This is a genomic window from Citrobacter sp. wls718 (assembly GCF_005280945.1).
GTDB classification, from domain to species: domain Bacteria; phylum Pseudomonadota; class Gammaproteobacteria; order Enterobacterales; family Enterobacteriaceae; genus Citrobacter; species Citrobacter gillenii.
The window spans coordinates 15,632-41,667 of record NZ_SZWV01000034.1; the positions used below are offsets into that span (position 1 = coordinate 15,632).

A 26,036-nucleotide genomic window follows, 5' to 3' on the forward strand; every position below is an offset into this window, starting at 1 on the left:
CGGCCAGCTTGTGCGTGCCGTCCACCAGACGCTTGACGGGGGCCAGCAGACTACGCGCCAGTGTAAACGTAGCCAGCGCCGCCAGGATAGTGGAGAGCGCGACGATCAGCCAACTGGTACGGCGCTGCTGTTTATCGAAATTAATATCTGTATTACGCGTTAAGCGTTCTACGGGCGACGCGATGACGGCACCCACTTCGATCCCGTTAACTGTGATTGGGCGGCGCGTGCCGTCGCCGGGAACCGGACCACGTGGGCCGACCAGCACGCGGGCGTTTTGGTCGATGACCCAAAACTGGGTACGCCAGCCGTGCGGCGGCATACCGGGGCCTGGCTTGTCATCGTTGTTGTCGTGTTCAAAAGAACGCAGGATCTGAAAAACAAAACGATCGTTATTGCGCAGAAACCGCCAGTTGCCATGTTGCTGATATTGTTCGCCCAGCGCGTCGCTCAGCATTTGTAGCCGCTGTTCATTGCCGTGTTTGATGTAGTCAATAAATCCGCGTTCGAAGCTTACCCGTACGGCCCAGTGCATGCTAATGAGTAGCACAATGCAGGTGGCAAAAATCGCCAGAAACAGTTTGCCGGTTATTCCGGGTCGCCATAACTTCATCAGTTGCTCCTTTTACGCCGTGAAATCACCGCGTTGGTTTGCGTATCGTTTGGCACGCGGGCAAAAATCATCGCTGGCAGCGCGATAATCAGGGCAATGCACAGCCAGGTATACATAAAGACGGTATGGGTGCTGCCGCTGTCGAGAGCGATATGCTGTTGACCAAACATGCCCAACAGCAGGCCAGCGATGGTTACCCCGATACTCATCGACAGCTGCATGATCATCGACAGCAGGCTGTTACCGCTGCTGGCGAGATCGTCAGGTAAGTCTTTTAAGGTCAGGGTGTTCATCGATGAAAAACGGGTGGAGTTGACCATGCCTTGTAAAAACAGCACGAAGGGCAGCACGTAATACCAGCCGAGCAGGGCGGTCGTCATCAGCAACAGGCAGACCAGCGACAGGCCCAGCGTGGTGGCAACCAGCACCCGACGATAACCAAACCGGTTGACGACCTGAACCACAATACGCTTCATGCCCATGCTGCCCAGTACCATCGGGATCATCATCAGCCCGGCATGAAACGGCGAAAAGCCCAGCCCAATCTGCAAAAACACCGGCGTCATAAACGGTAACATTCCGCTACCAATGCGCCCGACAAAACTGCCAAGCAGGCCTAATGAGAAAGTGGGGGTGCGAAACAGATGCAGACTGAACAGTGCACGCGGGTTGTTGCTGGCGTGTCTGATATACAGAAGGATTGCCAGCACGCCGCAGATAACCAGCGCCGCCAGCGTAATGTCTGAGATCCCGCTGCCTTTGCTGCCATCCAGCGCCAGTGTCAGTGCCGCCATGCCAACGGCCAGCAGCATAAATCCCGAAAGATCGAAGCGCCGGGTTTGCAACGTGTAGTTAGGCATCAGCATTAAGGTGGCTATTGCCCCAATAATGCCGACGGGAATGTTAATCAGGAAAATCCAGTGCCAGGACGCATACTCCACCAGAATGCCGCCTAATGCCGGGCCGAGCAACGGGCCAATTTGCCCCGGTAAGGTGACGAAGGTCATTGCCGCCATATACTGTGTGCGCGGGACAATCTTCATCACCGTCAGCCTGCCGACCGGCACCATCATCGCACCGCCGACGCCTTGTAACACGCGGGCCATTACCAGCTCATTGAGCGTGCTGGACCCGGCGCAAAACAGCGATCCCAGCGTGAACAGGATGATGGCGGTGAAGAAAATATTACGTACGCCGATCTTGTCTGTCAGCCAGCCGCTGGCGGGCAGCATCACCGCCACAGTTAAGACATACGACACAATGACCATATGCATATGCAACGGGCTTTCGCCGAGGCTTTTGGCCATTGCAGGCAGCGCGGTATTGACGATGGTGGTATCCAGCGATTGCATAAAAAAGCCGAACGCCACAATCCAAAGCTGCCAGCGGGTGCTGTCGGGAAGTTCTGTCATAAGTCTGCTACCGGGTTGCTGTTTTTACGCGAAAAACGCATCCGCAGACGGTCGAAAAAGAGATACACCACCGGGGTGGTGTACAGCGTCAGAAGTTGGCTCACTACCAGCCCGCCGACGATAGTTATCCCCAACGGCTGGCGCAGTTCCGAACCGTCGCCAGCTGATAGCACCAGCGGCAGCGCGCCAAAGAGTGCTGCCAGCGTGGTCATCATGATGGGACGAAAACGCAGCAGGCAGGCCTGGAAAATGGCTTCTTCCGGCGTCAGCTTGCCATTTCTCTGCGCCTCAAGCGCAAAGTCGACCATCATGATGGCGTTTTTCTTCACAATGCCAATTAATAGCATGATCCCTATCAGGGCGATTAGGCTGAACGGGGCATTGAACAGTTCCAGTGCCAGTAGCGCACCCACCCCGGCAGAAGGCAGCGTTGAGAGGATAGTAAGTGGGTGAACGTAGCTTTCATACAGCATACCCAGCACGATGTAGACCGTGGCGATGGCGGCGATAATCAGGATCACCTGTGAGTTCATCGTATCCTGAAAAACCTGCGCCGTACCGGCAAAACTGCCGCGCACCGTTGACGGGACGCCAAGCTGGGTCATGGTCCGGTTAATGGCTTCTGTGGCCTCAGAAAGTGATGCGCCGGTCGGCAGGTTAAACGACACGGTTGAGGCGGCAGACAGCCCCTGATGGTTCACCGACAGCGGGGCGTTCGCCGGTTGCCATTTAGCAAAGTACGACAACGGGATAGCTTTGCCATCGCTATTAATGACAAACATTTTATCCAGCGCGCTGATGTCCTGGGTGTAGCGCGGGTCGACCTCCATCACCACTTTGTACTGGTTCATCGGCTGGTAGATGGTCGATATTTGCCGCTGACCAAAGGCGTTATTCAGCAGGCTGTTGGCGGCTTCGACGTCGATCCCCAGACGTGACATGGTGTCACGATCGTAGGTCAGACTCATCTCTGCACCGTTGTCCTGCTGATCGGAGTTGACGTCAGCCAGTTGGGGCAGGGTGGCTAACGCTTTACGGATTTTCGGTTCCCATTCCCGTAATGCGGCGAGATCGTCCGACAGCAGCGTGTACTGGTAGCTGGCGTTGGATTGCCGTCCCCCGACGCGAATATCCTGTACCGCCATCAGAAACAGGTTCGCCCCCGGCTCTTTGGCCAACTTCACGCGCAGCCTGTCGATCACCTGCTGAGCGGTTTGCTGGCGCTCTGCGCGCGGCTTCAGGGTAATAAACATCATGCCGCTGTTAACACGGGAGTCGCCGGTAAAACCGGTGACGTTGTCCACAGCTGGATCGTCACGGATGATCTTCATAAAATCCTGCAACTTCCCGCGCATGGCCTGAAACGAAATGCTTTGGTCGGCCTGGATCCCCCCCATCAGGACGCCGGTGTCCTGCTCCGGGAAAAAGGTTTTGGGGATGGAAATATACAGCCAGACGTTGAGCGCAATGGTTGCCAGTAATACCACACCCACCATTCGGGTATGGCGTAACACCCACTGCAGCGAGGTGGCGTAACTTTGTTGCAAGGCAACCAGCACCCGGCCAAATCCTCGCTTACGAGACTGTCCACGTGGGGCGCTGGATTTGAGCATCCATCCGCACATCATTGGCGTAAGCGTCAGCGAGACCAGCAGTGAAATCCCGATGGCAACCGACAGGGTCACGGCAAATTCCCGCAGTAACCGTCCCGGCAGACCGCCCATTAACAGCAGCGGCAGGAACACCGCCACCAGCGACAGGCTCATGGAAAGTACCGTAAATCCGACTTCGCGCGTGCCTTGTAATGCCGCCTGGAGCGGCTTCATTCCCGCTTCCAGGTGCCGGGATATATTTTCCAGCACCACGATGGCGTCATCGACCACAAACCCGGTGGCAATGGTCAGCGCCATTAGCGACAGGTTGTTCAGACTGAATCCACACAGATACATGGCGGCAAACGTGCCAATCAGCGAGACGGGCACTGCTACGGCGGGGATCAGCGTCGCGCGCCCGGAGCGCAGGAAAACAAACACCACCAGGATAACCAGCGCCACGGAGATAATCAGCGTCTGTTCCACTTCTTCCAGCGACGCACGAATGGTCGGCGAACGATCCTGGGCAATTTGCAAATCAATGGCGGCCGGGATCAGCGTTTGTAACTCTGGCAATTTGGCCCGGATGCTGTCCACCGTCTGGATGATGTTGGCTTCCGGGAGTTTGCGGATCATCAACAGAATGGCCGGTTTGGCATTGGTCATCCCGGCGTTACGCACATCCTGCACCGAGTCAGTGATAGAGGCAACGTCACCCAGACGTACGGCCGCACCGTTGTTGTAGTGAATAATCAGCGGTTGATACTCATCCGCGGTTTTGAGCTCGTCGTTGGTTTGCACCTGCCAGCGGCGGGTTTCATCTTCCAGCGCGCCCTGTGGTTGACGCACGTTGGCGCTATTGATCGCGCTACGCACGTCATCCAAAGAGACACCCTGGTTAAACAGCGCCTGCGGGTTCAGGCCAACGCGCACGGCGGGCAGGGAGCTGCCGCCGACGTCGACGTCGCCAACGCCGTCAATTTGCGCGATGGTTTGCGCCAGCTGTGTCGAGGCGAAATCATACAATTCACCCTGAGAATAAGTATCCGAGGTTAGCGTCAGGATCATGACAGGCGCATCGGAGGGATTGGCCTTTCGGTACGTTGGCCGACTGGGCATTCCGCTGGGCAGCAGGCTTTGGGCGGCGTTAATGGCCGCTTGAACGTCCCGCGCCGCGCCGTTGATGTCGCGATCAAACGTAAACTCAAGAATAATGCGCGTGCTGCCAAGCGAACTGCTTGACGTCATTTCATTCACGCCCGCGATACGCCCAAGCGAGCGTTCCAGCGGCGTTGCGACGGACGACGCCATGGTTTCAGGTGATGCTCCCGGCAGCGAGGCGCTGACCATGATCACCGGGAAATCTACCTGCGGCAGCGGCGCGACCGGTAACAGGCGAAAGCCCAGAATGCCGCACAGGGTAATGGCGACGGAAAGGAGAATGGTCGCTACCGGACGATGGATGAAGAGAGCAAAAAATTTCATTTACGCGTCCTCTTCCTGACGCGGGAAGCGGTTTTTCACGTACAGCGACAGTCGGTCAAACAGCAGGTAAATCACCGGGGTGGTAAACAGGGTTAATACCTGACTGACCAGCAGTCCACCGACCATACCAATACCTAATGGGCGGCGTAACTCAGCGCCCACGCCGGTACTTAACATCAGCGGCAATGCTCCCAGCAGAGCCGCCAGCGTGGTCATCAGGATCGGGCGAAAACGCAGCAGGCACGCCTGGAATATGGCGTCGCGCGGAGCCATCCCCTGTTCGCGTTCAGCGGCAAGGGCAAAGTCAATCATCATGATGGCGTTTTTCTTGACGATACCGATCAGCAAAATAATACCGATGATCGCAATAACGTCCAGTTCACTACCGGCAATCATCAATGCCAGCAGTGCCCCGACGCCCGCCGTCGGCAGCGTGGAGAGAATGGTGATTGGGTGAATAAAGCTCTCATACAGCACGCCGAGCACGATATACATTGCGACGACCGCCGCCACAATCAGCCAGATTGTGTTGCCGAGCGCGGCCTGGAAGGCCAGCGTACTGCCCTGGAACTGGGTGGTAATACTTGACGGCAGGTCCAGTGTTTTTTCCGCCTGCAGTATTGCCTCTACCGCATCGCCCAGCGAGTGGTCATCTGGCACGTTGAACGAGATGGTGGTGACCGGGAACTGATCGAGATGGTTTATCGACAGCGGGGCAAAACGCTGCTCAATGCTGGCGATGGTGCTAAGCGGGACGATCCCACCGTCGCTGCTGGTCAGGCGAAGGGAGTCCAACGCGGAAAGCCCCGGCGTACTGGCGGTATCATGTTCCAACACCACCCGATATTGGTTTGCCTGGGTGTAGATGGTTGAAATCAGCCGCTGTCCGAAAGCGTTATACAGCGCGTTATCGACATCTGCCATGCTGATGCCTAAACGGCTGGCGCTGTCGCGATTAACATTTACATACGCCACCAGTCCCTGGTCCTGCCAGTCACTGCTGACGTCAGACAGCTGCGGCAACTGCTGCAGTTTTTCCAGTAGCTGCGGCACCCAGGTGCTGAGAGCGTCCAGCGAGGTGGCCTGCAGCGTAAACTGATACTGGGTGCGGCTCACCTGCGTATCAATGGTCAGATCCTGGGTAGGCTGAAGATAGAGATCGACGCCGGGCACGTTATCCACTGCATCCTGCAGGCGAGCGATGACCTTTTGCACGCGGTCATCGCGTTCATTCAGCGGCTTAAGGTTAATTTGCAGGCGCGCGCTGTTCAGCGCCGGGTTGGTGCCATCAACGCCGACGAACGCGGTCAGGCTTTCTACTGCCGGGTCTTTAAGGATCACATCAGAGACCTGACGCTGGCGTTGAGCCATGCTGGCAAATGAGCTGGACTGCGGTGCCTGCAACGTGCCCTGAATAATGCCGTTATCCTGGATCGGGAAGAAGCCCTTCGGGATAAAGATCCACAGCATCACGCTTAATGCCAGCGTGCCGAGCGCGACGCCAAGCGTCAGCCATGGGTGGTTAAGCACTTTTGCCAGCCAGTGACCGTACCCGGCAATGACGCGCTCGAACATTTTTTCCGAGGCACGGGAGAAGCGGTTTTGCTTGCGCAATGACGCCTGGCTGAGCATGCGGGCGCACATCATTGGCGTGAGCGTCAGTGATACGACGGCGGAAATCAAAATCGCCACCGCCAGCGTGACGGCGAACTCGCGGAATAATCGCCCGACGATATCGCCCATAAACAGTAGTGGGATCAGCACCGCGATCAGGGAAAACGTCAATGAGATGATAGTAAAACCAATCTCGCCTGCGCCTTTAAGGGCGGCGGTCAGCGGTTTTTCCCCTTTTTCGATATAGCGCGAAATATTCTCGATAACCACAATCGCGTCATCGACCACAAACCCCGTGGCGATGGTCAGCGCCATCAGCGTCAGGTTATTGATCGAGAAATCGAGGAATACCATTACCGCAAAGGTACCTATCAGCGATAGCGGTACGGCGACCGCGGGAATAATCGTGGCCGGTATATTGCGCAGGAACAGGTAAATGATCATCACCACCAGCGCAATCGCCAGCATCAGTTCAAACTGGGTGTCGGAAACGGAAGCACGAATGTTGGTTGTACGATCCGAAAGCACCGTGACATTGACCGATTTTGGCAGGCTTTCTGTTAGCGCAGGCAGCATCTGGCGAATGCTGTCCGCGGTGGAGATAATGTTCGCACCAGGCTGGCGCTGAACGTTCATCACGATAGCTTGTTGCTTATTGGCCCACGCGCCCAGCCAGCTGTTTTCCGCACCTTGCTCGACGGTTGCGACATCCCCGAGGCGCACTGGCGCACCGTTTTTATAGGCAATGATTAACTGACGATACTCATCGGCAGACTGCATCTGGTCGTTGGCTGACAGGGTGACGGCGCGCGTCGGGCCATCCAGGCTACCTTTGGCTGAATTGACGTTGGCGCCGGTGATGGCGGTGCGGACGGTTTCGCTGGTCAGCCCTAACGCGGCAATGGCCTGTGCGTTAAGTTTTACGCGCACGGCGGGACGTTGTCCGCCAGACAGTGTAACCAGGCCCACGCCGGAGACTTGAGAGATTTTCTGCGCCACGCGGGTTTCGACCATATCTTCCACCTGCGTCATGGGCATGGCGGTAGAGGTCACCGCCAGCGTCATGATCGGCGGATCCGCCGGGTTCACTTTGCTGTACACGGGTGGGTTGGGCAGATCGCTCGGTAATAAATTGGTGGCGGCATTAATCGCGGCCTGGACTTCCTGTTCGGCGACGTCCAGCGGTAACGTGAGCTGAAACTGCAATGTCACCACGGATGCACCACCGGAGCTTTGTGAGGACATCTGTTTTAAACCCGACATCTGCCCAAACTGGCGCTCAAGCGGAGCCGTCACGGCGGAGGTCATCACATCCGGGCTGGCGCCAGGGTAGAGTGTCACCACCTGAATGGTCGGGTAATCCACTTCCGGCAACGCTGCGATGGGCAGGAAGCGATAGCCTATAATCCCGGCGAGTAAAATCGCCACCATCAGCAGCGTGGTGGCAACAGGGCGCAGAATAAACAGGCGGGATGGGCCGCCGGTGTTGTCCGGAGGTAACGCCTGCATCAGGAGCGTGCTCCTTTTTTGCCGTACTCGCGTGCGGTGGCTTTATCGTTTGTGGCCGTGGCGCTATGCGCCTCCACAACGTCAACTTTTGCCCCTTCCGTCAGGCGGTCAATACCGTCGGTGACGACGCGATCGCCCGCCGACAGCCCGGCAGTAATCACCACTTTTTGACTGTCCTGAATGCCCGGTTTGACCAGATGTTTACTGACTTTATTCTCTGTATTCAGCACCCAGACAAAGTGACCTTCATTGCCCATTTGTAAGGCGGCAGTGGGGATTACGATGGCGTTTTGCTCGGTGGCGACCAGCATACGGGCGTTAACGAACTGATTCGGAAACAGCGTGTCATCCTGATTGTTGAAGCGAGCCTTCGCTTTGATGGTGCCGGTGGTGGCATCAATCTGGTTGTCGAGGCTCAGCAGTACGCCTTCGCTGAGTTTCTGCGAATTGGTGCGATCCCAGGCTTCGACCTTCAGCGGGTTGCCCGTTTTTTGCGCCCGTAGCACGGTCGCAATATCGTTTTCTGGCAAGGTGAAGATCAGGTCGATAGGATGGGTTTGCGTAATGACGACAATCCCGGTGGTATCACCGCTGGAGATTTGGTTACCTACGTCGACCAGTTTCAGGCCGACACGGCCATCGACAGGGGCGGTGATGCGACTCCAGTCGAGCTGCAACTGGGCGCTGGCGACGCTGGCTTCATCGGCTTTGATCGTCCCTTGCGTTTCGTTCACCAATGCCTGTTGAGCATCCAGTTCCTGACGGGAGACCAGATTGGTTTTCACCAGTTGCTGATAGCGGGCCAGGTCGCGACGGGCATTTGCCAGCGTAGCGGTATCTTTGGCTAACTGTCCCTGCGCCTGGGCAAGGGCGACTTTGAACTGGCTGGGGTCTATTTCAGCCAGCAGGTCGCCGGCTTTGACCTGCTGTCCTTCCTGAAAGTGTAACGCGATGAGCTGACCGTCTACCCGACTGCGAACCGTTGCGGTATTCGCGGCCGTCACGGTGCCCAGTCCCGTCAGGTAACGTGGAACGGCTTGTTCATTGGCGGTGGCAACCTGCACGGGGGCTAGCGGACCAGAACGCATTCCGCGACGCCCTGAGCCTGCGGCGTGCTGTGCTTGCCCGGTTGCACCGGGGGCATTCCCCTGAGATTCACTGCGACTGTGCCAGAACCAAAATGCGGCGATGGCCGCCACGACGGTCACGATTGCTATCACCCAGCGGGATTTGTTACTGCCTTTCATTGTTATAAGTTTCTCATCCTGAAACGTTTCGCGTAATGATACTAGTTTAGCCAGCGATCAAGGGCGAAAGATGGAGGAATTATGAAACACTGTCGGGATTCGTCTGAATGGCGGCGCGGCTTTGCGAGGCGTTACGCAACAATGGGCGGTGAAAATCGCCAACGCGAAAGAGTGCGCTAGAGTGCGGACAAGGCAAAAGGAGGTCAGCCAGAGATTTCAGCCGGACGCTGGAACAGGAAAGCCCCTCCCGAGGAAGGGGCCAAAATAAGGAAAGGGTTATGATGAAGTACGTCATCATGCTGGTGATACTCTTAGTGATTAGCTTCGCGGCTTACTAAGACACCAGGGGAGGGGAAACCCTCCCTAACCCTCACTCCTGACCATAAGCCACAGTCACGATGATGTCAATACGCACACTTTTCAGCCTGCGAGCCGCTTAGCGGAAAACCACGTCTGCCCAGCGTGCCAGACCGGCAGTCACCGAGCCGAAATCATCGCCACCGGCGATAGGGATCCCCGGCAGCTGTTCGGAGAGGGCTTTTTTGATAAGCGGTGAGCGTGCACTGCCACCGGTCAAATAAATAACATCCGGTTTTTCCTGGGCATTATCCAGCGCCAGCTGCACCTGCTCCAGAATGCGCGCCAGTGGCTGATTGAGCGCCGTCTCCAGCCCTTGTTGGCTGATTGCCGTTGCCAGTTCATCACTGATAAACGGCAGCGCCGCCGTGACGTTTGCCTGTGTGGAAAGCGTAATTTTGCTTTCTTCAGCGCTGCGTACCAGCCGGTAGCTCAGACGCTCGCGCCAGACTTTGAGCAGCAGAGCGACTTTATCGGCTTCTTTCGCGTCGCGGATCAGATCGTTTAACAAGCGTCCGTTGGCGGTACTGTAAAAATCACTTTGGGCCGGAACATCGTTAATGGCGACGGCGTTCCACCACGGCAGAATAGGTAAGGCGATGCCTTTTTCGGTTTCGCCTCCCATGCCGAGCAATGGCATCAGGTGTTTAAAGGCCAGCGCGATGTCCAGATCGTTACCGCCTACGCGACAGCCACTGTGACCTAACAGGCTGGTCTCGCGATCGGCGCGCTGATGCCACTGCGGGCCCATTAGCAGCAACGAGCAGTCGGTGGTACCACCGCCGATGTCCACCACCAGCACGCGTTTCTCGTCTTGCAGCGTGGCTTCATAATCCAGTCCCGCCGCGACCGGCTCGTACTGAAACACCACATCCTGGAAACCGGCGCGTTTGGCCGCACGCTCAAGAATACCTTGTGCCTGGGCGTTGGCGTCGTCGCCGCCTAACCCCTGGAAGTTGATCGGACGACCGATAACGGCCTGGGTGATCGCTTCGGGTAGCTGGTTTTGTGCCTGGTTGCGGATGTGCAGCATCATCGCGCAGACTAAGTCTTCAAATAGCGCAACCTGCTGCGGTTTCAGGCCGCTGGCACCTAAAAACGATTTTGGTGATTTAACGAAGTAGACTTCTTCTGGGTCATCAATATATTGGCCCAGTGATGCCAGACCAAACTGCACGCTATTGGCGTTCACATCGATGTCTTCTTCGCGATTAAAGCGCACCGCACGACGCAGTAATGCCTGTGTTTCGTCATCCGTTGCCGGGACATCATGATGACGATACAGCCACTCGCTGACCGCTTCACGCGTCGGGGCGCACAGCATGGAGGGCAGTAGCGTGCTGTCATTTTCCATTTTGAGCAATTGCGGCTGCCCGTCACGCATGACGGCCACTGAACAGTTCGCCGTACCATAGTCAAAACCAATAAACACCGTAAAGCTCCCCAGGGCAGTCAAGAAGGGGCGAGACTTTAGCGAAATGTTGTCGTCCCGACAACTGGAATATGAAAGCAAGGCGCATCGGCGGAATAGCATTTATGCTGTAGGCTGGTAAAAAAAGGATGCGGACATGTATACACTGAACTGGCAATCGCCCTATGACTGGCCCTGGATGCTGGGGTTTCTCGCTGACCGTGCCGTGGATGGCGTAGAAACTGTAGGCACATTGACGTATGCAAGAAGCCTGGCGATTGGCCAGCATCGTGGGGTGGTGAGCGTTGTCCCGGATCTGGAGGCCAACGTGCTGCAGGTAACGTTAAGCCCGGGACTTCAGCCCGTTGCCCGCGAGTGTCTGGCCAAAATGGCGCAGTTGTTCGATCTGAACTGCTGTCCGCAGCACGTTGTAAGCGCATTGGGGCGTCTGGGAGCCGCACGCCCTGGATTGCGTCTACCGGGATCGGTTGATGCGTTCGAACAGGGCGTTCGCGCGATTTTAGGTCAGTTGGTCAGCGTGGCGATGGCGGCAAAACTGACGGCGAAGGTGGTGCATCTGTATGGCGATAGGCTTGCCGACGCACCAGAGTACGTGTGCTTTCCTACCCCTGAGGCGCTGGCCGCCGCACAACCGCTGGAGCTGAAAGCGCTGGGCATGCCGCTTAAACGTGCGGAAGCGCTGATTCACCTTGCCCGGGCGGCGCTGGATGGCACGCTTAAGCCTGTTGCCCCGCCTGATATCGAGCAGGGGGTGAAGCAGTTACAAACGTTTCCAGGCATAGGGCGCTGGACGGCCAATTACTTCGCGCTGCGCGGGTGGCAGGCGAAGGATATTTTTCTTGCCGATGATTACTTGATTAAACAGCGTTTTCCAGGCATGACGCCAGCGCAAATCCGGCGCTACGCAGAGCGCTGGAAGCCCTGGCGTTCCTACGCGCTACTGCATATCTGGTATACGGAAGGCTGGCAACCATCAGTTGATGGCGAAATTGCTGGTGTTGAGTAGCAACTCCAGCGGTTGGGCGTCGGCAATAATATCGCCAAAAATCATATCAATACCGATGCCAGACAGGGCATCCATAATCAGCGGCATGTTTACCGGTCCAGCGATAGTTTTGATATCCAGACGTTGTGCGTGGCTCTGAATAATGGAAACCCACATTTCGTCCGTCAGATTGCCGTGCGCGCTGGCGCTCAGTTCGCTGTCAAGTAACAGGTAATCAGCGACGTGATACTTGAGATTGTCAAAGACCTCTAAATCGCGACCGACCTGGCTTAAAATGATGCGACAACCCGCCTGGCGTAATCGTTGCATGGCGGGCATGGCCTGCGCTGGATGCGTTTTCATCACGTCTACCGGTACGCTCAGATGCAATAAACGAGGCGGAAGCGGACTGTTTTCCATCAATGCCAGCAGTTCATCAACCAGCACGGGATTGAGCAACCCGGCGGCGGAAAGGGGCAGGGCAACGCTAAGCCCTTTACCGGCAACAGCGGAGGCAGAATGCTGGAAAAATTCAGTAAAGACCCGACGGTCGAGGGCATGATTGAGTGCAGGATCGACCAGACCGGCGCGGAAAGCCTGCTCCTCAATGACGTCGCCTTCGCTGTTCCATAAGCGCAGCGACAACAGCCAGAAGCTAAAGGTCTCAGGAACCCGTGGAGACGCGACGCCGTGGGCGATCATCAATATTGGGTTATGGGTAATGATGTTGCGTTGTTCATCGGGTGACAGTATCCCTCGCGTCGCATGCATCTGGCTCTGCTGGGGTTCATAGACGCATACCCGCCCACGTCCGCTATTTTTGGCCGCGTAGCAGGCAATATCTGCCTGCGACATCACCTCGGTGGCGATACGATTTTTGTCATCAATTAGCGTGATCCCGGCACTGGCGCCAATACGGTGTAAGCGGCCTTCCCATGTAAAGTGGTAATCATTGATGGCGCTAATGACGCGACCCGCGATAAACCGGGCACTTTCGATATTACAATCTGGCAGCAGCAAGCCGAACTCATCGCCGCCAAGACGCGCCAGCACATCGCTGGTGCGCAGCATGCTCAGCATCAGAGAAGACAGCTCGCGCAGCAAGGCATCTCCCGCCGCATGACCGGCGCTATCGTTGACGGCTTTAAAACGATCCAGATCGATGAAGACCAGCGCGTGACGCTGATGGGAGTTGTGTACCGTATGCAGCAATTGTTTCAGATGGTTTTCGAAGCTGACCCGGTTGGCCAGATGCGTGAGGTCATCATGCGATGCGCTGTAACTGAGTTGACGCAACATCTTACGTGATTCGGTGACATCCTGAATCACCAACACGGAGCCAATGCTACCGCCGTCGAGGGTGCTGAGCGGCGTGATACTGTACTGAATATCGTAGCTGGTGCCGTTACGACAATGCAGGACCACTTCTTGCTCAATAGCCGTGCGCGACATGTCGGCGCTGTAGATATTTTCCATTAGCGGGCCGTTATCACCGAAAGTAATACGCAGCACCGTGAGCAACGGGATCCCTAATGCGCTCTCTTGCGACCAGCCGCTCATTTTCTCGGCCACCGGATTCATAAAGGTGATTTTCAGGTCGACGTCGATACAAATCACCGCTTCACCGATGGAATCCAGCGTAATATGCAAACGCTCTTTTTCCTGATACAGCGCCTCGTGGAGTTGCTTCACTTCGGTCATGTCGAGATTGATACCGAGCAAACGTTCCACTTCACCGTCTTTATTCAGCACCCGGTTAGCCAACGAGCGGATATGCCGAATGCCGTCTTTGACCGCAATGCGGAATTCAAGTTTGAAAGGAACACGTGCCGCCAGCGAATCGCGAATCACGCTTTCGGCATGTTCACGATCTTCAGGGACCACGCAGTCATACCAGACTTGCCAACTGGGTTTGATGTGCGCAGGGACCTCATAAAGATCGAACATGCGCTTATCCCAGCTGATTACGTCAGGCTGCAATTCCCATTCCCAGATGCCAATGCCGCCTGCTTCATTCGCCAGCGTAATACGTTCCATTAACCGCTTATTGATCCACTCCGTGTGTTTCAGGTCGTTAATGTCCTCAACCTGGGCAATAAAGTAGAGTGGGGTGTTATCGCTATGACGAACCAGTGAAACGGCCAGCAGTGCCCAGACCACCTCGCCTGCACGGGTGTAATAGCGTTTTTCCATTGAATAACTATTGATTTCACCGCGCGACAGCATTTGCAACTGCTCAAGGTCGTTATTCAGATCTTCCGGCCAGGTTAACTGCTGGAAGGTCAGCGAGCGCAGCTCTTCCTGGCTGTAACCCAGAAAATGACACAAGGCTTTATTGGCCTGTAGCCATTGCCCCTCGGTGCCCACCAGCGCCATGCCGATAGCGGAGTATTCCATGGCGTTGCGAAAACGCGTTTCGCTCTCTGAAATGTGTTTACGTTCGGCACGAAACGCGTACATGACCATGGTCATCATGTTTGCCGGTAACAGAATCATCAAAAACGGCAGCCACGGCATGCTGGACATGACAAACGTTTTCGAGGTGGAGAGCAGTGAAGGGTCGGCGGCCAGCATTAGCGAGACCATCATTACGGTGCTGAGGAAAATCAGAAACGCTTCCATGCGCGGCAGACGCACGGCACTCCACATCAGCAAAACGATCACGCAGGTAAACGGCCATGGAAGATACATCATCGACAGCCAGCTGAACGCTAAAGTTACCAGTAGGGTGATGAGCGTTTCCAGCAATAAACGGGGATCGCGGTGACGCAGCAGATAATGCGGCTTAAACAGCAAACCTAACGGTACCAGCGCGAGCGCGCCGATGGATTCTGAAAGCACCCAAATTAGAAACGTATTTAACGACGTTTCACCTGGAAGCAGCAGCCACATCAAAAAACCGCCCAGCAGCGGCGGGACCACGGCACTACCGAATGCCAGGCGAGCCCAGTCGTTAAGATTTTGTAAGGGATTGTACCAGGGCAACAGCCTGCGCAATAACATGGCGCCCGCAACGGCCTCAATAATATTGATGGCAGTGTAGGTGAAATTCAGCGTGTCGGTCGGGAAGAACAACAAAGAGGCACCGATGCTGCCCAGGGAGCATGCCAGCGCGATCCCCGGCCACATCTTTCCTGCATGACGGTAAAAAGCCACCATCATAATTGAGGTCGGGAACCACAGCGGCGCCAGCTGCGTGCCGTAACGGGACAGCTCCAGCGAGAACAACGTAAAGATGAACGCCACCAGACCTAAACTGGCCAGGCGCAGTAGAGGATGCGGTAAGGTAACTAAAACATGTTGGGATGGTTTACTCATTACCGCTTTACCCGAATAGCCGATGTCGCCGTGGCGAAGATGCCGGAAGCATCATGTTTAATCTGTGATTATGCTAGTACAAACATTTTACAATTAATACGCCAGCTGCTCATAAAATAACACTCTCAAGCTATTAATTCCTAAGGTGGGTGAATAAATTTTGCGCCTGCTTTAAAACTGACCATTTTAATTTGCGACAGGGACTGCATTGGTGCAGCCTGGGCTGGCGTCGCGCCGCTGAAATCCCTATAATTGCCGCGTTTGGCGTTTCGACGCCCCCTTCCTAACATCCAGGTTAATCAGGTCGCTAAATTTATGACTGATCAGTCTCATCAGTGCGTCATTATCGGCATTGCCGGCGCATCGGCTTCCGGCAAGAGTCTTATTGCCAGTACTCTCTATCGCGAATTGCGTGAACAAGTGGGTGACGAACATATTGGCGTTATTCCCGAAGACAGTTATTACAAAGATCAAAGCCATCTGTCGATGGAAGAACGTGTAAAAACCAACTACGACCATCCGAACGCGATGGATCACAGCCTGCTGTTCCAGCATCTGCAAACGCTGAAACGCGGCTCGGCGATTGAATTACCCGTCTACAGCTATGTTGAACACACGCGTACGCAAGAGACTATTCATATTGAACCCAAAAAAGTGATTATCCTCGAAGGCATTTTGCTGCTGACGGATGCACGTTTGCGTGACGAGATGAATTTTTCTATTTTTGTAGATACCCCGCTCGACATTTGTCTGATGCGCCGTATCAAGCGGGACGTCAACGAGCGCGGCCGCTCGATGGATTCGGTGATGGCGCAATACCAGAAAACTGTGCGTCCAATGTTCCTGCAATTTATTGAACCCTCAAAACAATACGCCGATATCATCGTGCCGCGCGGGGGTAAAAACCGCATTGCCATCGATATTCTGAAGGCGAAAATCAGTCAGTTCTTTGAATAAGTTCAGCGAATTGTGTACCGTTCAGTAATAACCTGGTTCACCCTTAACGCACCTGGCGTTAAGGGGTTGAAGCACGAAAGGAGAAAGTGCCATGCGTTTATGTGACCGAGATATTGAAGCCTGGTTGGATGCAGGTCGTCTGTCGATCAATCCACGTCCTCCTGTCGAGCGTATTAATGGCGCAACAGTAGATGTGCGTCTTGGCAATAAATTTCGTACGTTCCGCGGTCATACGGCAGCGTATATCGATTTGAGCGGGCCGAGGGATGAAGTTAGCGCCGCGCTGGATCGCGTGATGAGTGATGAAATTGTCCTTGCCGAAGGCGAAGCATTTTTCCTGCATCCCGGTGAGTTAGCGTTGGCCGTAACCTTTGAATCCGTGACGCTTCCGGCAGATTTGGTTGGCTGGTTAGACGGCCGTTCGTCGCTGGCGCGTCTGGGCCTGATGGTTCACGTGACCGCGCACCGTATCGATCCGGGCTGGTCAGGGTGCATTGTGCTGGAATTTTATAACTCCGGGAAATTACCGCTGGCCTTGCGTCCGGGCATGCCGATTGGTGCGCTGAGTTTTGAACCGCTCTCCGGTCCGGCTGCGCGTCCCTACAATCGCCGCCAGGATGCGAAGTATCGCGACCAGCAGGGTGCAGTAGCCAGCCGGATTGATAAAGACTGATTTATTTTCAGTCCTTTGGGGATAGCATGAGACGATTTCTGACGACGCTGATGATTCTCCTGGTCGTGCTGGTGGCCGGTTTTTCTGCGTTAGTAATGTTGGTGAATCCCAATGATTTTCGCGCGTATATGGTGAAGCAGGTTGCTGCACGTAGCGGATATCAATTGCAACTGGACGGCCCACTGCGTTGGCACGTTTGGCCCCAGCTTAGCATCCTCTCTGGACGCATGGTGTTAACGGCTGAAGGGGCCAGCGAACCGCTGGTTCGTGCCGACAATATGCGTCTGGACGTCGCGTTATGGCCGCTGTTGAGCCACCAGCTCAGTGTGAAGCAGGTGATGCTCAAAGGTGCTGTTATTCAGCTGACGCCGCAGACCGAAGCGGTGCGTGGCGAAGATGCGCCCATTGCCCCGAAAGACAATACGTTGCCCGATGTCGCCGAAGACCGTGGATGGTCGTTTGACATCGCGCGTCTGCGCGTTGCCGACAGCGTGCTGGTATTCCAGCATGAAGACGATGAACAGATTACGGTTCGCGACATTCGCCTGGAAATGGAACAGGACACCCAGCATCGCGGTACCTTTGACTTCTCTGGTCGCGTAAACCGCGATCAGCGCGATCTGGCCTTAGCCTTTAACGGTAGCGTTGATGCGTCTGACTACCCGCATAACCTGGAGGCCAATATCGAGAAGCTCAGTTGGCAGTTACAGGGCGCCGATTTGCCGCAGCAGGGGATTCAGGGGCAGGGTAAGCTGCAGGTTCAGTGGCAGGAAGAGAATAAACAGCTCGCGTTTAACCAGATTGCGTTGACGGCCAACGACAGCACACTGTCCGGGCAAGCCCGTGTGTCGCTATCTGATAAACCGGACTGGGGCGTCGATCTGCGCTTTGGTCTGCTCAATCTGGATAACTTGCTGGTGCAACGTGACGCCGCGGCGGCAACGAGCGGCGAGGTGCAACAGGGGCAAAGCCAGTCAACGCTCGCTCGACCGGTGATTGCGTCCCAGGTCGATGCCGTGTCGTATCAGGGGCTCAGGGGTTTTTCCGCAGATATTGCGCTACAGGCAGACAAAGTCCTGTGGCGTAAAATGGCCTTTGATAACGTTTCAGCCAAAATGGCGAATCAGTCAGGCTTGCTGAGTATCACTGAATTGCAGGGGACGAGTGAGGGTGGGTTGATTTCGCTGCCCGGCAAGCTGGATGCCAGAAAGGCGCAGCCGCACGCAGTCTTTCATCCGCGTCTGGAAAACGTCGAAATCGGTACCATCCTGAAAGCCTTTAACTATCCGATTGCGCTTACCGGCAAGCTGTCGCTGGCGGGCGATTTTTCCGGTTCTGATATTGACGCGCAGGCGTTCCGTCACAGCTGGCAAGGGCAGGCCCATGTTGATATGAGCGACACACGCATGGAAGGGATGAACTTCCAGCAGCTGGTACAGCAGGCCGTTGAGCGCAGCGGCGGCGACGTGAAGTCTCAGCAGAGTCTGGACAACGTGACCCGACTGGATCGTTTTGTCACCGAGCTGTCGCTGGATAACGGCAAGGTGTCGTTGGATGAGATGGAAGGGCTGTCTTCCATGTTAGCGCTTTCCGGTAAAGGGACGCTGGATCTGGTTGAGCAGACGTGTGACACGCAGTTTAACGTGCGTGTGTTGGGCGGCTGGGATGGGGAAAGCAAGCTGATTGACTTCCTGAAAGCCACGCCGGTTCCGCTGCGTATTTATGGGCCATGGCAGGCGTTGAACTATAACCTGCAGGTGGACCAGCTGCTGCGTAAGCATGTACAGGATGAAGCGAAACGTCGGCTGAACGACTGGGCCGATCGCAACAAAGAGTCCCGTAGCGGCAAAGATGTGAAAAAACTGCTGGATAAACTCTGACGGATAATGCCGGATGACGGCGCGAGAGCGTCTCATCCGGTACGTCACCTACACTTCGTAATCCATCTCTTCGTCATTAGTGTGCAGCGGTATTAACTGGACCTTTTGCACCCGGTGGTTTTCCACCTGCAACGTTTTCAGTCGATAGTCGCCCACCTGCACTTCTTCCCCGGTTTTCGGTATACGCTGCAAATATTCCATCAACAGCCCGGCAATGGTGTGATATTCCCGTTTCTCATCAAGGGGAATCGGGACGTATTGCACCAGATCTTCCAGCGGCATATGCCCGTTAGCCGTCCATGAACCGTCAGCATTTTTCTGAATGTCGTGGCGGGCGTCGATCTCTTCCACTTCATTCGGCAGGTTTCCGGCGATGGTTTCCATCACGTCGCTCAGCGTCACAAGTCCCTCTACGGAACCAAACTCATCCGCCACAAACGCAAAGTGGGTGCGGGCATTACGGAACTGCTCCAGCGCCGGCAGTAGCGGCAGGGTCTCCGGGAATACCAGCGGCTGGCGGATCAAGGCGCGTAGATCGAGCGGTTCGCCGCGCAGCGACTGTTGCAGCAGGTCGATGACGTGTACCACTCCGAGCAGTTCTTCCTGCTCATCTTCTCCGGTGACCACCAGACGCGTGTGCTGGTTTTTCTCCAGCAGGGCGCGGATCTCCGCTTCGGGTGCGTTCAGGTCGATGTGCTCAATATCATGGCGCGAGGTCATAATGCTGCTGACGGTGCGCTGATTCAGATTCAGCACACGTTCAATCATCCGGCGCTCCTGCGGGGCAAAAATCTGACCTTCATGATGATCGGCCAGCATGGCTGCTGTTTCAGCATCCAGTTCGGCATCTTCTTTTTGTCCACTCAGCAGACGCATCACCGCCTCAGCGGTACGCTGGCGCAGGGTATGATTGGCTGACAGAAAACGGCGGCGGTTGAAGATGGCCAGCTGATTTAATGCCTCAATCATGACCGAGAAGCCGATAGCCGCGTACAGGTAGCCTTTTGGAATGCGGAAACCAAACCCTTCGGCGACCAGGCTGAAGCCGATCATCAGCAGGAAGCTAAGACACAGAATAACGATGGTAGGGTGGCTGTTGACAAAGCGGGTCAACGACTTGCTGGCCAGCACCATCAGGCTAATGGCAATAATGACGGCGGCCATCATCACGGCCAGATGATCGACCATCCCGACGGCGGTGATCACCGAGTCGAGCGAGAAGATGGCATCCAGCACCACGATTTGTGCGACCACGCCCCAAAACTTCGCGCCTTTACGCTGGGTGGGGTTATCGCTGTCTTTCCCCTCCAGCCGCTCATTGAGCTCCATCGTGGCTTTGAACAGCAGGAAGAAGCCCCCGAAGAGCATGATCAGGTCCCGTGCGCTAAAGCTCAGATCCCGAATGCTAAACAGCGGGGTGGTCAGCGTGACCAGCCAGGAGATTGAGGCCAGCAGCAGCAAACGCATCACCATCGCCAGCAGGAGCCCGGTAATACGCGCCTTGTCCCGCTGGGCTGGAGGTAATTTCTCCGCGAGGATGGCAATAAAAACAAGATTATCAATGCCAAGAACAAGTTCGATCACGATTAGCGTGACGAGTCCGGCCCAGATTGACGGATCGGCAATCCATTCCATAGTAAAAATGATACCCATAGTTGTATGACAATTGTCACAATTCGATCATGGATAAAGCCAGCGAAAAATGCAATGCCGGGAACGGATTTCTCTGTTATTGATATCCGGCAGTCAGTTGAGAAATAGCCTTAATGTTTCTGCAGGAAATAATTTTTTAACACGTCATATATTTAGGAAATATCGCAGATGGTCTGTTTTTTATATTAGCGCTGTCAATATCAATAAAATCCTAAAAATATTCAAATTTCATTCTTAATATTAATCTTAAAAGCAAGAGGTAGCGGCGTTGTTATCTTGCCTGCTATTCCTTTAGCTGCAACAATTCTTTCCGTATATAACAAGAAGCCTATTTCTTCCTTGCTCCGTGCTGCATTTTCTGATGTGACGCGGAGAAGGGTATGGCGAAAATAAAGGGGAAGGTAAAAATTTAAATTAATCAGTGCATTGGTAGCTAACAAAGCCAGGGGCGGTAGCGTGCCTGGCCGCCTGATGAACAGCCTGATTTATTCAGTCAACAGACCGAAGATGAATTCAATATTTTTAGGATTGATGCCAGTTAAATTTCGATTCAATTAACGGCAAGGTAAATGTGAACAGGTGAAACTGCCATTTAGAAAGCACGTGATAATGACTCTGCCAAAGTGATAAATAATCAATGATGAAATCCAAAATTAAATTGATACCCGTCCTGGTGTCGGTGATCTTGATAAACGGTTGTACCGTACTACCGGGCAGCAATATGTCGACGATGGGTAAAGACGTGATTAAGCAGCAGGACGCAGATTTCGATCTCGACCGTATGGTGAATGTTTATCCACTGACGCCCCGACTGGTAGAACAATTACGCCCACGGCCAAACGTCGCCCAACCCAATACTTCGCTGGACCAGGAGATTTCCGGGTACCAGTATCGCGTTGGCCCGGGCGACGTCCTGAATGTGACCGTCTGGGACCATCCGGAACTGACCACGCCAGCGGGGCAATACCGCAGCTCCAGTGATGCCGGCAACTGGGTTCAGCCCGATGGCACCATGTTTTATCCCTACATTGGCAAAGTCAACGTGTCCGGGAAAACGTTGGCAGAAATCCGCAGTGATATTACCGGGCGCTTAGCGAAGTACATTGCTGACCCGCAGGTGGACGTTAATATCGCCGCTTTCCGCTCGCAGAAGGCTTATGTCTCCGGGCAGGTGAACAAATCCGGCCAGCAGGCCATTACCAACGTACCGTTAACCATTCTCGACGCCATTAATGCCGCTGGCGGCCTGACTGAGGCGGCGGACTGGCGTAACGTCGTGCTGACCCATAACGGTCAGGAGCAGCGAATTTCCCTGCAGGCACTGATGCAAAATGGCGATCTCAGCCAGAACCGACTGCTTTACCCAGGCGACATCCTGTTTGTTCCACGCAACGACGATCTGAAAGTCTTCGTAATGGGGGAAGTGAAGAAACAGAGCACCCTCAAAATGGACTTCAGCGGTATGACGCTAACCGAAGCGTTGGGCAATGCGGAAGGGATCGACCTGACCACCTCCAATGCCAGCGGCATCTTCGTCATTCGACCATTGAAAGGCGAGGGCGCACGCAACGGCAAGATTGCCAATATTTATCAGCTCGATATGTCCGATGCCACCTCTCTGGTGATGGCGACGGAATTCCGCCTTCAGCCTTACGACGTGGTGTATGTCACTACCGCACCGGTCGCCCGCTGGAACCGTTTGATCAATCAGTTGCTGCCGACCATTAGCGGTGTTCGTTATATGACGGATACGGCCAGCGACCTTCACAACTGGTAATCGACATGTTTAACAAAATCTTAGTTGTCTGCGTGGGGAACATTTGCCGTTCCCCAACGGCAGAGCGCCTGTTAAGGCAGTTTCATCCGGCGTTGACGGTCGCCTCTGCAGGTCTCGGGGCGCTGGTGGGCAAGGGAGCCGACCCGTGTGCGGTGAGCGTGGCGCAGGCACATAACCTGTCGCTGGAGAATCATTGTGCGCGGCAAATCTCAGGAAAAATGTGCCGGGATTACGACCTGATCCTCACCATGGAGAAGCGTCACATTACCGCGCTGTGTGACATGGCACCGGAGATGCGCGGCAAGGTGATGCTATTTGGTCACTGGGACAGTGAGCGCGAAATACCTGACCCTTACCGTAAAAGCCAGGATGCGTTTGACGCGGTGTACGCCTTACTTGAACAGTCTGCCCGCCAATGGGCTCAGGCACTGAACGCGGAGCAGGGAAAATAATGACAGAGAACGTAAAACAGTCTGCTGCGCCAGCAACCGGCAATGATGAAATTGATATCGGTCGCCTGGTCGGGACGGTGCTGGAAGCGCGCTGGTGGGTGCTAGGTATTACCGCGGCCTTTGCGCTGTGCGCGGCCATTTACACGCTGTTTGCCACGCCTATCTACAGTGCCGATGCGCTGGTGCAGATTGAGCAAAACACCGGCAATTCACTGGTGCAGGATATCGGCTCGGCGTTGTCGAATAAACCACCCGCCTCGGAAGCCGAAATTCAACTCATTAAGTCGCGGCTGGTGTTGGGGAAAACGGTGGACGATCTGGATCTGGATATCGCCGTTACCAAGGAGACGTTCCCGCTGTTTGGGGCGGGTTGGGACCGGCTGATGGGCCGCCAGAACGAAACGGTTAACGTGACGACGTTCACCTTACCAAAGGCAATGAATGAGCAAACGTTCACCATTAAGGTGCTGAATAATGAAAGTTATCAGCTGATCAGTGACGGCGGTTTTAGCGCCCAGGGTCAGGTTGGACAGCCGTTAAACCACGGCGGCGTCACGATGCAGGTTAACGCTATTCATGCTGCTGCTGGCAGCGCCTTTACTGTCAGCAAATATTCCACGCTGGGCATGATAAACGCCCTGCAAAATAACCTCAGCGTGACGGAAACCGGCAAAGACACCGGCGTTTTGAGCCTGACGTTCACCGGCGAGGACCGCGAGCAGATCCGCCAGATCCTTGACAGCATCACCCGTAACTACCTTGAACAAAACATCGTACGTAAATCCGAAGAGGCCGCCAAAAGCCTGGCATTTTTGGCCAGGCAGTTGCCGGAGGTGCGTAACCGTCTGGACGTTGCCGAAAACAAACTGAACGCCTTTCGTCAGGATAAAGATTCGGTCGATTTACCGCTGGAAGCCAAAGCGGTGCTGGATTCGATGGTTAACATTGACGCCCAGTTGAATGAACTGACGTTCAAGGAGGCGGAAATCTCCAAGCTGTTCACCAAAGCGCATCCGGCTTACCGCACGCTGCTGGAAAAACGTCAGGCGCTGGAAGATGAGAAAGGCAAACTGAACGGCCGGGTAACGGCGATGCCAAAAACGCAGCAGGAAATTGTCCGTTTGACCCGCGATGTGGAGTCCGGTCAGCAGGTCTATATGCAGCTGCTGAACAAGCAGCAGGAACTGAAGATAACTGAAGCCAGCACGGTAGGGGATGTGCGTATTGTCGACCCGGCCATTGCTCAGCCCGGCGTGCTGAAGCCGAAAACTGCGCTGATTATTCTCGGCAGTATTCTGCTAGGCCTGATGCTGTCGGTGGTCGGCGTGCTGCTGCGTTCGCTGTTCAACCGCGGAATCGAAAGCCCGCAGGCGCTGGAAGAACAGGGAATCAACGTATATGCCAGTATTCCGCTGTCGGAATGGCAAAAAGCGCGTGATAACGTGCAGACCATTAAAGGCATCAAACGTTACAAGCAAAGCCAACTGCTCGCGGTGGGGAACCCAACGGATCTGGCGATAGAAGCGGTGCGCAGCCTGCGCACCAGCCTGCACTTCGCCATGATGCAGGCGCGTAATAATGTGCTGATGCTCACTGGCGTCAGCCCATCAATTGGCAAAACCTTTGTCTGTGCCAACCTGGCGGCGGTGATCAGCCAGACCAATAAACGCGTGCTGCTGATCGACTGCGATATGCGCAAAGGGTACACGCATGAGTTGCTGGGCACCAATAACGTCAACGGTCTGTCCGACATCCTTGTGGGTAAGGGCGATATGGCCACTTGCGCCAAACCGACGTCTATTCCTCATTTCGATCTGGTCCCGCGCGGTCAGGTGCCACCCAACCCTTCTGAACTGCTGATGAGCGAGCGTTTTGGCGAGCTGATTGCCTGGGCCAGTGCGCGCTATGACCTGGTACTGATTGATACCCCGCCCATTCTGGCGGTGACCGACGCGGCCATTGTTGGCCGTCATGTTGGCACCACGCTGATGGTCGCTCGTTATGCCGTCAACACCCTGAAAGAGGTGGAAACCAGCCTGAGCCGCTTTGAGCAAAACGGGATTCAGGTTAAGGGCGTGATCCTCAACTCCATCTTCCGACGCGCAAGCGGGTATCAGGATTACGGCTACTACGAATATGCATACACGTCGGATTCGAAATAAATAACCAACCCTGCCGGATGCGGCGTAAACACCTTATCCGGCCTACAGAAACATATTTATACCCTGGGAATGAAAATGACCACAGACAACCCGCTCATTTCAATTTATATGCCGACCTGGAATCGTCAGCAACTGGCGATCCGGGCGATTAAATCGGTCCTGCGTCAGGATTATCCGCACTGGGAGATGATCATCGTGGATGACTGCTCCTCTGCGTATGAACAATTAAAGCAGTATGTAGAAGAGCTGAACGATCCGCGCGTCACCTATACCCATAATGCCTTTAATTCCGGGGCGTGTGCGGTGCGCAATCAGGCCATTATGCAGGCCAGCGGGCAATACATTACCGGTATTGATGACGACGATGAGTGGACGCCGAATCGCCTGAGCGTGTTTCTTAAAGATCGCCATCAGCTGGTCACTCGGGCGTTTCTGTATGCCAATGATTATATCTGCGAAGGCGAAGTCTATTCCCAGCCCGCCAGCCTGCCGCTGTATCCCAAGTCGGTGTACTCACGGCGAAGGTTCTATAAACGCAATATTATTGGCAATCAGGTCTTTACCTGGGCGTGGCGGTTCAAAGCCTGCCTGTTTGATACCTCGCTGAAAGCGGCACAGGATTACGACATTTTTCTGCGCATGGTGGTGGCCTATGGCGAGCCATGGAAGGTCAATGAAGCCACGCAGATCCTACATGTGAATCACGGCGAGATGCGCATTACCTCATCGCCGAAAAAATTCTCCGGTTACTTCCAGTTTTACCGTAAGCACAAAGGCAAATTTGACCGCGCCAGCAAAAAATATCAGCTGTTTACGCTGTATCAGATCCGCAACAAACGCATGAACTGGCGCACGTTACTGACCCTGTTGTCGCTGCGTAACGGTAAACGCCTGGCCGACGGTCTACGGGGGCGCTAA

The 26,036-nt window shown here is 54.9% G+C and carries 16 protein-coding genes and 1 pseudogene; 9 read left to right on the forward strand and 8 right to left on the reverse strand.

What is annotated here, in order from left to right:
• The 5 genes and pseudogenes from FDW95_RS23510 to FDW95_RS05800 form a co-directional block, all read right to left on the reverse strand.
• Positions 1-613 (reverse strand): annotated as a pseudogene (locus FDW95_RS23510) (two-component system sensor histidine kinase BaeA); the annotation flags it as partial.
• Positions 613-2,025, reverse strand: coding sequence for an MFS transporter (locus tag FDW95_RS05785; protein ID WP_115258085.1), 1,413 nt, complete (start codon positions 2,023-2,025; stop codon positions 613-615). The pseudogene FDW95_RS23510 and the gene FDW95_RS05785, both read right to left, overlap by 1 nt.
• On the reverse strand, positions 2,022-5,102 hold the full coding sequence (gene mdtC / locus FDW95_RS05790; RefSeq protein WP_115258086.1) for a multidrug efflux RND transporter permease subunit MdtC: 3,081 nt from the start codon (positions 5,100-5,102) through the stop codon (positions 2,022-2,024). The genes FDW95_RS05785 and mdtC overlap by 4 nt, the downstream gene beginning before the upstream one ends.
• Entirely contained in the window at positions 5,103-8,225 is a 3,123-nt protein-coding gene (locus tag FDW95_RS05795) for an MdtB/MuxB family multidrug efflux RND transporter permease subunit (protein ID WP_115258087.1), read from the reverse strand.
• Complete coding sequence (locus FDW95_RS05800) at positions 8,225-9,472, reverse strand: MdtA/MuxA family multidrug efflux RND transporter periplasmic adaptor subunit (RefSeq protein ID WP_115258088.1); 1,248 nt, start codon at positions 9,470-9,472, stop codon at positions 8,225-8,227. Before FDW95_RS05800 ends, FDW95_RS05795 begins: the two co-directional genes overlap by 1 nt.
• A 278-nt stretch (positions 9,473-9,750) precedes the next feature.
• Between FDW95_RS05800 and FDW95_RS05805 the strand changes: the two genes are divergently transcribed.
• Positions 9,751-9,810 carry a type I toxin-antitoxin system Ibs family toxin gene (locus tag FDW95_RS05805; RefSeq protein ID WP_115259922.1) on the forward strand — a complete coding sequence of 20 codons (60 nt, stop codon included), beginning with the start codon at positions 9,751-9,753 and terminating at the stop codon, positions 9,808-9,810.
• Positions 9,811-9,908: 98 nt separating this feature from the next.
• Here FDW95_RS05805 and yegD read toward each other — a convergent pair whose 3' ends face one another.
• Positions 9,909-11,261, reverse strand: a complete 1,353-nt coding sequence (gene yegD, locus FDW95_RS05810; RefSeq protein WP_115258089.1) for a molecular chaperone — start codon at positions 11,259-11,261, stop codon at positions 9,909-9,911.
• A 136-nt stretch (positions 11,262-11,397) separates the two neighbouring features.
• Here yegD and alkA point away from each other — a divergent pair, with 136 nt between their 5' ends.
• Positions 11,398-12,267 carry a DNA-3-methyladenine glycosylase 2 gene (gene alkA, locus FDW95_RS05815; RefSeq protein ID WP_115258090.1) on the forward strand — a complete coding sequence of 290 codons (870 nt, stop codon included), beginning with the start codon at positions 11,398-11,400 and terminating at the stop codon, positions 12,265-12,267.
• On the opposite strand, the gene FDW95_RS05820 is transcribed toward alkA, so the two are convergent.
• Positions 12,235-15,564: a diguanylate cyclase gene (locus FDW95_RS05820; RefSeq protein WP_115258091.1), complete on the reverse strand. Its 3,330-nt coding sequence runs from the start codon at positions 15,562-15,564 to the stop codon at positions 12,235-12,237. The two genes, alkA and FDW95_RS05820, sit on opposite strands and share 33 nt — an antisense overlap.
• Positions 15,565-15,879: 315 nt before the next feature.
• On the opposite strand from FDW95_RS05820, the gene udk reads away from it, so the two are divergent.
• The 3 genes from udk (at position 15,880) to asmA (ending at position 19,074) form a co-directional block, all read left to right on the forward strand.
• Positions 15,880-16,521 carry a uridine kinase gene (udk, locus tag FDW95_RS05825; RefSeq protein WP_005128328.1) on the forward strand — a complete coding sequence of 214 codons (642 nt, stop codon included), beginning with the start codon at positions 15,880-15,882 and terminating at the stop codon, positions 16,519-16,521.
• Positions 16,522-16,612: 91 nt separating this feature from the next.
• Positions 16,613-17,194, forward strand: a complete 582-nt coding sequence (gene dcd, locus FDW95_RS05830) for a dCTP deaminase (protein WP_115258092.1) — start codon at positions 16,613-16,615, stop codon at positions 17,192-17,194.
• 26 nt (positions 17,195-17,220) lie between these two features.
• The gene (gene asmA, locus FDW95_RS05835) at positions 17,221-19,074 is read left to right on the forward strand and encodes an outer membrane assembly protein AsmA (protein WP_115258093.1); all 1,854 of its coding nucleotides are present in this window, start codon (positions 17,221-17,223) and stop codon (positions 19,072-19,074) included.
• A gap of 48 nt (positions 19,075-19,122) precedes the next feature.
• On the opposite strand, the gene FDW95_RS05840 is transcribed toward asmA, so the two are convergent.
• Positions 19,123-20,709 (reverse strand): TerC family protein, encoded by a 1,587-nt coding sequence (locus tag FDW95_RS05840; RefSeq protein WP_115259923.1) that lies wholly within the window; start codon positions 20,707-20,709, stop codon positions 19,123-19,125.
• Between the two features lie 655 nt (positions 20,710-21,364).
• Here FDW95_RS05840 and FDW95_RS05845 point away from each other — a divergent pair.
• The 4 genes from FDW95_RS05845 to wcaA all read left to right on the forward strand — a co-directional run bounded on the left by FDW95_RS05845 (position 21,365) and on the right by wcaA (position 26,036).
• Positions 21,365-22,504, forward strand: coding sequence for a polysaccharide export protein (locus FDW95_RS05845; protein WP_096756579.1), 1,140 nt, complete (start codon positions 21,365-21,367; stop codon positions 22,502-22,504).
• 5 nt (positions 22,505-22,509) lie between these two features.
• Complete coding sequence (wzb, locus tag FDW95_RS05850; protein WP_115258094.1) at positions 22,510-22,956, forward strand: low molecular weight protein-tyrosine-phosphatase Wzb; 447 nt, start codon at positions 22,510-22,512, stop codon at positions 22,954-22,956.
• Positions 22,956-25,118: a tyrosine-protein kinase Wzc gene (gene wzc, locus FDW95_RS05855; protein ID WP_115258095.1), complete on the forward strand. Its 2,163-nt coding sequence runs from the start codon at positions 22,956-22,958 to the stop codon at positions 25,116-25,118. The genes wzb and wzc overlap by 1 nt, the downstream gene beginning before the upstream one ends.
• 75 nt (positions 25,119-25,193) lie before the next feature.
• Positions 25,194-26,036, forward strand: coding sequence for a colanic acid biosynthesis glycosyltransferase WcaA (wcaA, locus tag FDW95_RS05860; protein ID WP_096756582.1), 843 nt, complete (start codon positions 25,194-25,196; stop codon positions 26,034-26,036).